Source organism: Longilinea arvoryzae, from assembly GCF_001050235.1.
GTDB lineage: Bacteria > Chloroflexota > Anaerolineae > Anaerolineales > Anaerolineaceae > Longilinea > Longilinea arvoryzae.
In genome coordinates this window covers 2,170,801-2,183,656 of sequence record NZ_DF967972.1, presented here as the reverse complement: position 1 = coordinate 2,183,656, position 12,856 = coordinate 2,170,801, and the positions used below count along the sequence as shown (strand labels likewise).

The window sequence follows — 12,856 nt, the reverse complement described above, 5'->3', positions numbered from 1 at the left end:
GGTTTTCCTATCCTGATGGTTTACTCGAATGGATTACGCCAGCGCCGGGGCCTGATATTCGCCCCACACCTTGCGCAGCACGTTGCAGATTTCACCCAGCGTGATGTCATTTTCGACGCAGGTGATGAACAGCGGCATCAAGTTTTCATTCCGGGTGGCGGCTGACTCGAGGTGGGCCAGCAATTCGTTCACGCGGGCATTGTCGCGATGAGCACGCAGATCGGCCAGCCGGGCGCGTTGATCGGACTCGATGGCCGGGTCAACCTTCAGGGCTTCCATTTCCAATTTTTCATCCACCTGGAAGGCATTGACGCCCACGATGGTCTGTTCATTATGCTCGATGCTCATCTGATAGCGGTACGCGCTTTCTTGAATCTCACCCTGCATGTAACCCTTTTCGATCGAGGCCAGCGCGCCGCCCATCTCGTCGATCTTGCGGATGTATTCCATCGCCCTGGCGGCGATCTCATCCGTCATTTGTTCGATGACGTACGAACCGGCCAGCGGATCGATGGTATCGGCCACGCCAGATTCGTACGCAATGATCTGCTGCGTGCGCAGCGCGATGCGGACCGACTTTTGGGTCGGCAGCCACAGGGCTTCGTCCATGCTGTTGGTGTGCAGCGACTGCGTGCCGCCCATCACCGCCGCCAGCGCCTGGAGGGTGACGCGCACGATGTTGTTCTCGGGCTGCTGCGCAGTCAGCATCGAGCCGCCGGTCTGGGTGTGAAAACGCAGCATCCAGGATTGCGGTTTCTGGGCGTGGAAGCGTTCCTTCATGATCTGAGCCCACAGGCGGCGCGCCGCGCGGAATTTGGCGACTTCTTCGAGGAAGTTATTGTGAGCGGCGAAGAAGAACGACAACTGCGAGGCGATCCCATCCACATCCAGCCCGGCATCGATCGAAGCCTGAACGTAGGCAATCGCATCCGCCAGGGTGAAGGCCACTTCCTGCACCGCGGTCGAACCCGCCTCGCGGATGTGGTATCCGGAGATGCTGATCGTATTCCAACGCGGGATATTCGTTTCGCAGTATTTGAAAATATCCGTGATCAGGCGCATGGAGGGCGTCGGCGGGAAAATATAGGTGCCGCGAGCGACGTACTCTTTCAAAACATCATTCTGAATGGTTCCGCGCAACGCGTTTTCTGAAACGCCCTGTCGCTTGGCCACCGCGATATACATCGCCAGCAGAATGGCCGCGGGCGCGTTGATGGTCATACTGGTGGAAACTTTATCCAGCGGGATGTCTTTGAACAGCATTTCCATGTCCTTCAACGAGGAGATGGAAACGCCCACTTTACCGACTTCACCCAGTGCCATGGGATCGTCGGCATCGTAGCCGATCTGGGTTGGCAGGTCGAAGGCCACGGACAGGCCCGTCTGGCCTTGTTGCAACAGATAGCGATAGCGTTCATTGGATTCTGCCGCTGAGGCGTAACCGGCGTACTGGCGCATGGTCCAGAAGCGTCCGCGGTACATGGTGGGCTGGACACCGCGGGTGAAGGGATATTCCCCCGGAAAGCCCGATTGTTCCATGTAGTTGATGTCCTGGGGCAGCGCTACGCGCGGCATTTCGATGCCCGATGTGGTCTCGAAATGCTCTTTTCGCTCCGGTGATTTGTTCAGCACCTTCTGGAGGGTCGTCTCTTCCCAACGGTTGCGTTCAGCATCTAATTCCATGGATCCGCCTCGAATCATTGTGAGATAATCCACAGTATACATGAAACGAAGTCGAAACGGCAGTGGATTTTTTTATGGTAAACTTTGGATAACCTTCCTGAGTTAATTAATCAGATCATTAATCGATGAGTTCATTCCTCCAACTGGCCTTTGTCCTTGCAATTATCATCTTGGCCGCCAAACTGGGCGGCTATCTCAGCACGCGCATCGGCCAACCCTCTGTGTTTGGCGAGCTGTTGGTGGGATTGCTACTGGGCCCATCGTTGATCGATCTGACCCACCTGAGTTTCATCACCGATATTCATCTGGGTGAGACGATTTCCCAGTTGGGAGAATTGGGCGTGCTGCTTCTGATGTTCCTGGCCGGCCTCGAACTCGACCTGCGGGACCTGATGGGCAGCTCCAAAGTCTCCGCCTTCTCGGGAACTTTGGGGGTGATCCTCCCGGTCGGCCTGGGTCTGTTGGCCGGCGAACTGACCGGCATGAATTTTCATCATGCCGTGTTTCTGGGGCTCACCCTGGGAGCGACCAGCGTCAGCATTTCAGCCCAAACCTTGATGGAAATGAAAGTCCTGCGCAGCCGGGTGGGGCTGGGCTTGCTGGGAGCAGCCGTTTTCGACGATATCTTGGTGATTCTGCTGCTTTCTTTTTACCTGGCCCTGCAGGGCGACGGGAGTGGTTTTCTCGCCATTCTCCTGGTCATCGGCAAGATGATCCTCTTTTTCGCGCTGTCCATTGCGTTTGGCGTCTGGTTGTTACCGCGCCTGATGCGCCAGACCGCCCGCCTGAACATCAGCCAGGGAGTCATCAGCCTGGCCATCGTGATCCTCCTTTTCTATGGTCTGGCCGCGGAAATCATTGGGGGCATGGCCGCCATCACGGGTACTTTCCTGGCTGGCCTGATGTTCAGCCGCACGCCGGAATCCGATGAGATCAAGGGCGGTTTGCATGCCCTGGCATACAGCTTCTTCGTGCCGGTATTCTTCATCGGCATCGGCCTTTCTGTAAATGTCAAAGAACTGGATCCATCGGCGCTGTGGATCACGCTGATGATCATCCTCATTGCCATTCTTGGTAAAACCCTGGGCGCCGGTCTGGGCGCCTATCTTGGGCGCTTTTCCATGCTCGAATCGCTGCAACTGGGGATTGGCATGGTCTCTCGCGGTGAAGTTGGCCTGATCGTCGCCAAAGTTGGCCTGGATCAGGGACTGCTTTCGCCGGCCCTTTTTTCGGCGATCGTTGGCATGGTCCTGGTCACCACCCTGGTGACGCCGCCCATGTTGCGGGCCGCGTTTCGCGTCCCCAAGCCCCCGCCCGCCGTTACAGAACCCGAGGGGTAAACCGGAGGTCGTATGGATTTCATGGTTCTCTTCGTTCTTCACGATCTGGAAAAGAAAGATGACTTACTCAACGCCTGGGATCAGGCCGGCGTCAGCGGTATTACCATTCTGCCCAGCACGGGACTGGCGCGTTATCGGAAAGGCGCCGGACTGCGCGATGACCTTCCTTTGATTCCCAGTCTGGAAGACCTGTTGGAACGCTCGCAAAACTCCAACCGCACTTTCTTCACGATCGTCTCCGGTGAGGAAATGGTCGACAAAGTCATCGCAGCCACCGAATCGGTCACCGGCGACCTGGACCTCCCGGAAACGGGCATTCTGGTCGCGCTGCCGGTTGCACGCGTACGCGGATTGCATCGTAAACACCCCGAGGAAGAATGAAAATTTTAGCCGTCGATGTGGGCACGGGAACACAGGATATCTTCTTCTACGATTCCCGGTTGGATCTGGAAAATGGTTTCAAATTGATCATGCCCTCGCCGACCATGATCGTCAACCGCCGGTTGCGCGAAGCCACAAAGCGAAAAGATCCCGTCCTGTTGAGCGGGGTGACCATGGGCGGAGGCCCGGCCGCCTGGGCAGTCGAAGCCCATCTGAAAGCCGGTCTGCCGGTGTATGCCACATCCGACGCCGCCAGGACACTCAACGATGATCTCGAAGCCGTCACTGCGCTGGGTGTGAAACTGGTGAGCCAGGACGAAGCTCGCCGGCTGCCGGAAGCGGTGATTCGTCTGAGAATGGCGGATTTCGATCCCATCGCGCTGCGATATGCCCTGGCGCCGTTTGGCCTGACCCTGCACGGGCTGGACGCGATTGGGATCGCGGTTTTCGATCACGGCGCCGCCCCGGCCGGCGTCTCCGACCGGCGCTTCCGTTTCGATTACCTGGATGAACGCATCCGCGCCGAAAACCGGTTGAGCGCCTTTGCTTACCCCGCCGACCGGATTCCCCCCTCCATGACCCGCCTGCAGGCCGTGGCAAAATCAGCGTCTGAAATTCCATCCTCCCTGGTGGTCATGGATACGGCCGCCGCTGCCGTTCTGGGCGCCACGTTGGACCCGATGATTGCCCAGCACAAACGCAACCTGATCGTCAATGTGGGCAACTTCCACACCCTGGCATTCCGACTGGGAGAAGATGGCATCGAGGGCGTCTTCGAACACCACACCGGCTTCCTCAATCCGCCCAGGCTGGAAGAACTGCTGCGCGGCCTGGCGGCAGGCACACTGACCAACGCTGCCGTTTACAATGACAACGGCCATGGAGCATTGGTCTATGCCGGGTCGCCCCTTGCACTGGATCGGGAGGACTTCAGCCTGGTGGTAACAGGCCCGCGCCGGGCCATGCTGAAAGGCTCAGCGCTCAAGCCCTATTTTGCCGTTCCCTTTGGCGATATGATGATCGCGGGCTGCTTTGGGCTACTGGCGGCAATCGCGGATGTCATCCCGGAGCTGGCTGAGACATTGCGCGCCTCGCTCGCCGGCGCGGGTGGGGCTGGAACGCCGCCCTGGGAAGTGGAATAAAATGAAACACGGTGGTGTAGAACACCCTGTCTGGTAAAAGGCGCCACTGTGTGGTAAAAAACACCACTGTGTGGTAAAAAACACCACTGTGTGGTAAAAAACACCACTGTGTGGTAAAAATCACCACTGTGTGGTAAAATCCGTCCGCTTGGGATGTTGTACCCTTCATCCCGCAAACAAATTTCAAGAAGGAAAGGGCTTGACCCAATGAAGGTTTTACTGACCAAAGACGTGTATAAGCTCGGCCGCGCCGGCGATGTCAAACGTGTTGCCGACGGCTATGGCCGCAACTTCCTGCTGCCCCAGGGATTGGCTGTTCTGGCTACCCCCGGCGCCCTCAAGCAGGTAGACCGCATTCGCAGCGTTGCCTCCACCAAACGCGCCGCCCTCAACAGTGAAATGAGCGGTGTGGCTGAAAAGCTCGCCAATGCAGTCGTCACCTTCGCCAGCAAGGCTGGTGAAACCGGCAAGCTGTATGGTTCGATCACCCCGCAGATGGTCGTCGATGCCATCAATAAGAAATACAGCCTCAGCATCGATCGCCACATGGTCGAAATTCAACCCATCCGCACCCTGGGCGAGCACAAAGCCCACATCCGCCTGACGGTTGACCTCAACCCCGATATCAAGGTCATCGTGCACCGTGAAGGCGAGACCGTTGAACTGGCGGAAGAGACCCCCGCAGTCGTTGAAGAAACCCCCGCTGCCCCCGAAGCTGAAGCGCAGGAGTAATTCGTTTTCGGCTGCCGAAATATCGATCCATAACCGGCCGAGGCAGCATTTCCGCTGCCCGGCCGGTTTTATTATTGCATGCTACAATTGGCGAAAGATATGCCACAAACCATAGGTGAACAACTCAAACAAGCGCGTGAAGACCGCGGACTGAGCCTCGAACAGGCGGCCCAGGTTACTCGCGTCCGCATCCATTACCTGAAGGCGCTGGAGGGCGACCAACGCGACCAGCTTCCATCGGCGGTTCAGGGACGCGGTTTCTTACGCCTCTATGCCGATTACCTTGGCCTGCCGGTGCAGACGCTGCTTGACCAATGGGAAGGACGTACGCCTGTTGAGACGATCCCGGAGGCAGTTCCGCTCCCGGTCGAAGAGATACCGGCAGCGGATATTCACCCTCTCGAACCCACGACAGATGAAGTCGAAGAAGAGCCGGTCGAGCCGGCCGCGCAAACAACCGGCGCTGAAGAAGAGGTTGAAGGACAGGTCGAAGAGGAACCCGCCGAAAGTGAACCTGCGCCGGACGCCGGGGAGATCATTCAGGTCAGCCCGCATGTCGAAAGGCCGGATGCCCCTCCCACCCAGAACTCCGATGCCATCCTGTCCGAGATCGGCAATACGCTGCGCCAGCGGCGGGAATCGATCAGTCTGTCGATCAGCGATGTCGAGCACTACACCAAATTGCGCCAGCATTACCTGCGTGCGCTGGAAGCCGGCCGCATCGATGACCTGCCTTCCGCGGTTCAGGGACGCGGCATGCTCAGCAATTACGCTGAATTCCTGAATCTGGACGTCGACGTTTTGCTCAGTCGATTTGCTGACGCGCTTCAAGCGCGGCGGATCGAATTGCAACCGGCCACGCAACCCCGCGCCAGCCGGCCCATTGCCAGCCGCCCGTTGCCCACCCTGGGCAAGCAGCCCATCTCTCCTGATTCTCATACCCCGGCGTCGCGCGCCAAGGCTCCGGCCACCCGCCTGGAATCACTTGCGCGCTTTATCACCCCGGATTTGATGGTGATTGGCAGCCTGATCATCGTCCTGGTGGTATTCGTCATCTGGGCGGCCTCTCGCATTACCTCGCTCAGCGCCAGCGATGTCGAACCCACCACCCGGCCGCTTTCCGAAGTTTTGCTCGAAACCAGCGAACCCAGCATCACGGCCACTCTGGCGCCAACCCAAACCACCCCCATCCCATTGGGCCTGACCAACCCGACTGCCATCATGGGGACGGCGGTTGAAGAAGGGACCCAATTGCCGAACAGCAATTCCCCCATTCAGGTGAATGTGGTTGCCATCCAGCGCGCCTGGATGAAAATTACCATTGATGGGAAGGTCGCCTTCAGTGGTCGCGTCATTCCAGGAAATGCCTATCCCTACTCGGGCAGTGAGAAGATCGAATTGCTCACCGGCAACGCCGCCGGGCTACAGGTCGTCTATAACCAGGACGATCTGGGTATCCTGGGCAGCGTCGGACAGGTCGTCGATTTAATTTTCCTGGCCGATAGCATGATCACCCCCACGCCTGCCTTCACCGCGACACCCACGCCGACTCAGGAAGCCACGCTGACCCTGCAACCCACGGCCACGCTGCCGACCCCGACGATTACACCTTTTGTTCCATGAGTTTAGATGAACGATAAATCCTTTTACCTGGTATCCCTTGGATGCGCGAAAAATACCGTGGATTCCGAATCCATGGCCTCGCTGCTGATGCAAGCCGGTTATCAGCCCGTCGAGAAACCCTCCCAGGCCGGTATCCTGATCGTCAACACCTGCGGTTTCATCAAACCGGCCCGGGACGAATCCATTTCCGAGCTGCGCAAACTGGCCCACAAGAAACGCCGCGGGCAGTTTCTCATCGCGGCCGGCTGCCTGACCGAACGCTACCGCGAAGAGGTGGTGGCGCAGGTTCCGGGCGTCGACGGCATTATCGGGACCCGGCGTTGGATGGACATTCTGGATGTCGTCCAGCAACTGCGCACCCAGCCACCCAGGACGCTTTATCACCTGCCGGATGCGCCCACCGTGGGCACGGATGAGCATGGTGTTCTGCGCGTCTCACGCCAGGGCCCGAGCGCCTACCTCAAGATCGCCGACGGCTGCCGGCGTCCGTGCGCCTATTGTTCCATTCCGCTCATCAAGGGCACGGCTGTCAGCCGCCCGCCTGAAATCATCGCCCGCGAAGCCAGATTGTTGCAGGATTCTGGTTTGCAGGAGTTGATCCTCATTGCCCAGGATACGACGGATTACGGTCACGATCTGGGACTGCAGGACGGGCTGGCCACGTTGATCGAGCAAATTACCCACGCCGCACCAGCACTCCCCTGGCTGCGCATTTTGTACGCCTATCCGGGTTATGTCACGGATCGCCTGATCGAACTCATGGCCAACACGCCCCAGGTGCTGCATTACCTGGATATGCCGCTCCAGCATGCCCACCCCGAAACACTCAAACGCATGCGCCGCCCGGCGAACGTGGATTGGGTCTTCAAGACGGTGGAGAATATGCGCGCCGCCATGCCGGATCTGGCCCTGCGAACCACCTTCATCATCGGTTATCCGGGCGAAACCGAAGAGGAATTCCAGACCCTGTTGGATTTCATCCAGGAGATCAAATTCGACCGCGTGGGCGTCTTCCCATTCTCCTTCGAACCGGGCACCACCAGCGAGCTGTTGGGAGATCCCATTCCCACGGAAGTCAAAGAGGAACGCATTGCGCGTTTGATGCACCTGCAGGAGACCATTTCCCTGTCCCGTAACCAGACCCTGGTCGGCAAGACTCTGCCGGTGCTGGTCGAGGGCATCCAGAATGGCGTGGCAGTCGGCCGCTCCTACCGGGATGCGCCTGAGATCGACGGCATGGTGTTCGCCGAGGGTGACGCCCAAATCGGAAAAATCGTTCCGGTCATGGTGACCGGCGCGCTGGTTCACGACCTGACCGGCAGTGTAATCCCCCAACCGGCGTGAAGTGCCGCCAAAAACTCGTTATTCAAGGACCGGCGATTGATTCGCCGGTTTTTCTTTATTTCCACCCAGGGCGAACCGCCCCAACCAGAAAAGGGTCACCAGGCCTTCCCCGGCCGAGAAGCACCACGGCGCAAGCACGATCAGCACGTACTGCGGCCACTTCGTCGTCCACACCAACAGAAAGGCCATCCCCACCCCAAACCAGAGGGCATAGAGCGGGCGTTTATAAACCAGACGTGGGAAGCCCAGTATGGCCAGCCACAAAATCCAACCATCCAGCGCAACCGGAAAATTCCCCGGTAGTTGCGGGATATACCGGGCTTTGAAGGTCGTCACTGATCTTGACAACCAGCGCAAGGGCTGCCAGAAGGGATACGGATACGAGTTGACATAATCCCCCTGGGAAAATGCCACGTTGAAAGAAAGCGATTCTCGTAAGCGGTGAATCGGATCCGGCCAGAGGTAAGGATCGCACAGGAAGAATATCACCAGCGCGCCGATTCCCCAGGCTGCCAGTGGGAGCAATTTTCGAATACGGAATTGACGCCGCAACAGGGAATACAGGAGAAAATGCAGAACGATGACAATACCCACCACGGCATAAAGATACTTGGAAGCAGCCGAAACGCCCAGCATCAGCGCGGATAACGCCAGCCAGCCGATCTTTCCCCATCTGCGGTTTTCATCTTTCCCTATGAAGGAATTCAACCAGTGCGCATAAGCCAGCACAGCGACCAACGATGTACAGGCGGGCAGGGCTTCCAGGTAGACGACGCTGGTATATTTCACCGCGAACGTATGCACCGCCAATAACAGGCCGGCCAGCGGGCTCACCAGAGCCAGTAAACCCGCCGCCAGAACACCGAAACCGGTCGATATCCACCGGGCACGGTCCTGCAACCTGCATGCCGCGGCCCCGTAACAGGTCTGGTTGACCAGGTAATTGCCGTTATCGACCGGAGTCAGGTCCAGATCCAGTATGCCAAAGGCATACACCAGCTTATTAAAAATAGGGTGTTCGTAATTTTGAGGGGAATTGAGAATCGCCTGCCAATCGCCGTTTTGAATTGCGCTCGCGTAATTTCGGCCCGCTGTCAGATACACCCACTCATCGTAGTCATTCGGCAGATTATCGACCGCGTGATGCCGGAGGATAAACGCGATCGCACTCACCGTAATGACCGAGAACACCAAAAGCCAGATCCTGGCTCGCTGATCTTTCCAACCCACTTTTGCAGACTTTCTCTATTAAATAGACCGCGCCCAGGCAGTCAGCGCAAGCACCCCAATAGCCAACCCGAGGTTGAGCCAGTAAAGGATTTGTTCCCTGCGGCGCAATTTTTCCGCTTCTTCTTCATTCACAAGGCCATTCTTCATCCGGCGCAGGGCCAGCCGCTGCAATTCCGGCGCCAAACCCCAGGTGAGATAAGCGCTCACCAGCACCATGCCGCCGACTGCGATGTGTTTGATGAGAATCGCCAACGCCCATGAATTGGTAATCGCCAAAAAACCCTGGTAATTCGGGGAAGCGCTCATTTGAAACATCCCCGTCGCGATCAACACGATCAGGCACATCCAACCCACACGCTGCAAACGCTCCTGCAGTGATCCCAGGAACGAAAGATACGTTTCAGGCGACAGGGTCTTTCGAGCGGCCGGAAGCACCAATACAGCCATCCCTGCCAGGCCGCCAACCCAGACTACGGTTGCCAGCATATGCAACCCGTAAGCCAAGGTCAGCGCCCAGGTGGGAATTACCACTGTCATGGAGTCGGCAATGGCACTTCGGTCGTCGTTTCTACAGAGGGGGTTTCCACCGTCGGCGTTTCGGTCGGGGATACTTCAGTGGTGGGCGATGGTGTTACCGTCACGCCCGGTTGAGGCTGCGCAGTCGGCGCATTGCCCTCTGAACATCTCCGGCCGGCTTCATCGGCGGTTGGCTGAACCACCGGATCGGGTGAAAGGTCGAGCGCCAGTTGATACATTTCTTGCGCCTTGCAGTAATCTTCCTGCAGCATCAATTGATCGCCGTACTTCACAGCCGCCAAGCGATAGCGTTCTGTGGCGGTCATCCCCGAGCCGTCCCGCAAATTCGGAAATGCCGGATAGATTTCCGAGAAAATGCTCACCACCTGACCCCAATCGATGCCCCAGTAACTCGCGCCATTCAAATAGTAGCGCGCCCAGGTACGATAACTGTTCGCATCCGCATCGATCGGAGCAAATTTCTCGGCCAGGGTCAAGTCGTAAATGCCGCCTTCCAGGTTGCCCTCATTCAGGATCATTTCGACGCCGCGATAACGCAGAACGACATAATACAATCCATCCACATCGACTGCTTTGTATGTCGCATCTTCGTTGCGCAGCGCCTGCAATGAATCGAAAGCTTGCGCCCATTGCTTGTTCTTGACCTGCTCGACCGCCTGATTGTAGATTTCCTCGACGCCCCGCAAGTCAGGGGTCGGCGAAACCGTGGGCGAAGGCATTGGCGTAACGGTCGAAACCTGAGCCTGTTTGATCATGACCTCAGCCAGTTTATCCGACGCTCCCGGGAACGTCGGATCGAGGCTCAATACATACTCGAAACGCTGCTGAGCCATCGCCAGATGGCCATCTGTTATGTCCGCCAGGCCCAGTTCGAATTGGGTTGTCGTTACGGCTGTAAGTTGATTGATTTCCATGGCTTTTCTGGCGCGAATGCCCGAAGAATAACCCAGCCACCCGCCAGCGGCTGCTCCCAGGATCAGGATCAAGATTCCCAGCCATATCCATTTTCCGCGACGCGGACGGGATGTTTTTTTGCCTTCAGATTGATTTTCCGGTGATTCCGCCGGCAGTGTATCGTCATTATTTTGCATCGTCATAGCGCCCATTATACCGTACTATAACTGAACGAGAAGCCTGAGCTCTTTCCAAACCACCGGCAGTGCCACCAAAACACCGGCGGCCATGGCCAGCAGGGCGCCCAGTGCCTGAGGTCCAGGAAGGTTCAGGTTGACCAGTAGATACGCCACTCCGCCTCCCAGCACCGCAGCCGCCAGTGCGCGGACCAACGCCGGAGCAAGTGTAAATCTGACCTGTTGTCTGCGGGTGAACAGCCACATCAGCAGTAAAGCTTCAAATGTGAATGCAACCGCATCTCCCAAACTGATGCCGGCCGCGCCCACGATCCGATAGAACTGGCTGCCCACCAGGGCATACAACGCCAGGTTCACGCCGGCCGTCCAGAGCGGGGTAATCGCGTCCTGTTGGGCGTAGAAGGTGCGCACCGCCACCTCTTTGAGACATTGACCAAACAATCCCAATAAATACGCGCGTGTCACCCACAACAGAAGGTCCGTCCCGGCGACATCGAAACCGAAGGCCAGGCTTAACAACGGCCTCAAACCCGCCGCGAGTACGGCCGCAACCGGCAAGGTCAGAGCCATCAGCACCTGCACCGCGCGCTCGATGGTGGCGCGGAAAGTCACCCAATCCTGTCTGGCAACCATTTCGGCCAGCGAGGGCAGCATGGCGGTGGCGATGGCGGTGCCAATCAACGTTTCAGGCACCTGCATGATCATCCAGCCATAAGTCAATACCGAAGGCGAACCTGCTTCCAGGCGCGAAGCCAGATTATCACGGACGATGAAGGTCAACTGGATGAAAAACATGGTCACAAGGCGCGGTCCCAACAGAAGCAGCACCTTACGTACAGCCTCCGTTTTCAAGCCGATCTTCGGCGTCCACCGGAAGCCGTACCGAATCAGGCCGGGAATCTGGATGGCAAGATGCAGCGCTGCCCCCAAAATAACGCCATACACCAGGCCATGTACGCCCAGTCCGAAAGCCGGCAGCGTTACCGGACCGAGGGTCAAACCTTTTTCCGGCGCCAGCACCAGGGCGCCGAAGATTTGCCCGAGGTTGTATAAGACGGGCGCGATGGCCGGCAGGAGGAAATGCTGGTTGGCCTGCAAGCCGGCAATCACCAGCCCGCTCAATGAAAAAATCAGCGTGGCAATCAGGTTCAAGCGCATCAACTCGGCCACCAGTCTTTGCTGCTGGTCGTTGAAACCCGGCGCAATGCCCAGTCGCCAGCTCACCAGCGGTTCGGCGAAAATGGCGATGAGGATCGAAAAGCCCGCCGTCACCAGGAAAGCCAGGTTCGCAATCCGGCTGAATAGATCCCAGGCCTGCGACCGGCCCTGTTTTGTGAGCATCTCCGTCAGCACGGGAATGAACGCCATGGCCAGCGCCCCACCGGAGATCAACGCAAAGAGCATATCCGGCAGGTTGTTGGCGACGTTGAACGCGTCCAATTCATGCGACAGTCCAAACTGGCGCGCTACAATAATGAGACGTGCGAAAGCAACGATTTTATCGATGCCAAAAAAAACAGCCAACAACAGGGTAACGCGAGTGAGGTGTGAAAACTTTAATTTCTTCATCCTTGAGCCACATCCAATATCATCAATGGACTCACGGCTGCCTGCAGCACAGGATGAATTTCAGTGGGTGAAACGCTCATCATGCACTCCTCAGTGTTTCGTGTCAGATGGCGTAAATATAGCACAAAAAAAGGTATTCACAAGAATTAAGCATTTTGACGCTCTGGATGAGGTAAAATATGGA

General features: G+C 57.5%; 11 protein-coding genes. 6 read left to right on the top strand and 5 right to left on the bottom strand.

What is annotated here, in order from left to right; all coding sequences use genetic code 11:
- Positions 1 to 33: 33 nt before the first annotated feature.
- Positions 34 to 1,683 (bottom strand): acyl-CoA mutase large subunit family protein, encoded by a 1,650-nt coding sequence (locus LARV_RS09725; protein ID WP_152031767.1) that lies wholly within the window; start codon positions 1,681 to 1,683, stop codon positions 34 to 36.
- A gap of 125 nt (positions 1,684 to 1,808) precedes the next feature.
- Here LARV_RS09725 and LARV_RS09720 point away from each other — a divergent pair, with 125 nt between their 5' ends.
- The 6 genes from LARV_RS09720 (at position 1,809) to rimO (ending at position 8,245) form a co-directional block, all read left to right on the top strand.
- A complete protein-coding gene (locus LARV_RS09720; RefSeq protein ID WP_075073456.1) occupies positions 1,809 to 3,023 on the top strand; it encodes a cation:proton antiporter in 1,215 nt (404 codons plus the stop codon).
- 12 nt (positions 3,024 to 3,035) lie between these two features.
- On the top strand, positions 3,036 to 3,404 hold the full coding sequence (locus tag LARV_RS09715) for a hypothetical protein (RefSeq protein WP_075073455.1): 369 nt from the start codon (positions 3,036 to 3,038) through the stop codon (positions 3,402 to 3,404).
- On the top strand, positions 3,401 to 4,546 hold the full coding sequence (locus LARV_RS09710) for a DUF1786 domain-containing protein (RefSeq protein ID WP_075073454.1): 1,146 nt from the start codon (positions 3,401 to 3,403) through the stop codon (positions 4,544 to 4,546). Before LARV_RS09715 ends, LARV_RS09710 begins: the two co-directional genes overlap by 4 nt.
- Before the next feature lie 207 nt (positions 4,547 to 4,753).
- A complete protein-coding gene (rplI, locus tag LARV_RS09705) occupies positions 4,754 to 5,278 on the top strand; it encodes a 50S ribosomal protein L9 (RefSeq protein WP_075073453.1) in 525 nt (174 codons plus the stop codon).
- Positions 5,279 to 5,377: 99 nt separating this feature from the next.
- Positions 5,378 to 6,901 (top strand): helix-turn-helix domain-containing protein, encoded by a 1,524-nt coding sequence (locus LARV_RS09700; protein ID WP_075073452.1) that lies wholly within the window; start codon positions 5,378 to 5,380, stop codon positions 6,899 to 6,901.
- A 6-nt stretch (positions 6,902 to 6,907) separates the two neighbouring features.
- Positions 6,908 to 8,245 (top strand): 30S ribosomal protein S12 methylthiotransferase RimO, encoded by a 1,338-nt coding sequence (gene rimO / locus LARV_RS09695; RefSeq protein ID WP_075073451.1) that lies wholly within the window; start codon positions 6,908 to 6,910, stop codon positions 8,243 to 8,245.
- Positions 8,246 to 8,263: 18 nt separating this feature from the next.
- On the opposite strand, the gene LARV_RS09690 is transcribed toward rimO, so the two are convergent.
- The 4 genes from LARV_RS09690 to murJ are packed head-to-tail and all read right to left on the bottom strand — an operon-like array spanning position 8,264 to position 12,672.
- Positions 8,264 to 9,436 (bottom strand): hypothetical protein, encoded by a 1,173-nt coding sequence (locus tag LARV_RS09690; protein WP_152031766.1) that lies wholly within the window; start codon positions 9,434 to 9,436, stop codon positions 8,264 to 8,266.
- Positions 9,437 to 9,493: 57 nt separating this feature from the next.
- On the bottom strand, positions 9,494 to 10,012 hold the full coding sequence (locus tag LARV_RS09685) for a CopD family protein (RefSeq protein WP_075073449.1): 519 nt from the start codon (positions 10,010 to 10,012) through the stop codon (positions 9,494 to 9,496).
- Complete coding sequence (locus LARV_RS09680; protein ID WP_075073448.1) at positions 10,009 to 11,109, bottom strand: tetratricopeptide repeat protein; 1,101 nt, start codon at positions 11,107 to 11,109, stop codon at positions 10,009 to 10,011. Before LARV_RS09680 ends, LARV_RS09685 begins: the two co-directional genes overlap by 4 nt.
- A gap of 18 nt (positions 11,110 to 11,127) precedes the next feature.
- Positions 11,128 to 12,672: a murein biosynthesis integral membrane protein MurJ gene (murJ, locus tag LARV_RS09675; protein WP_075073447.1), complete on the bottom strand. Its 1,545-nt coding sequence runs from the start codon at positions 12,670 to 12,672 to the stop codon at positions 11,128 to 11,130.
- Between the last annotated feature and the right edge of the window lie 184 nt (positions 12,673 to 12,856).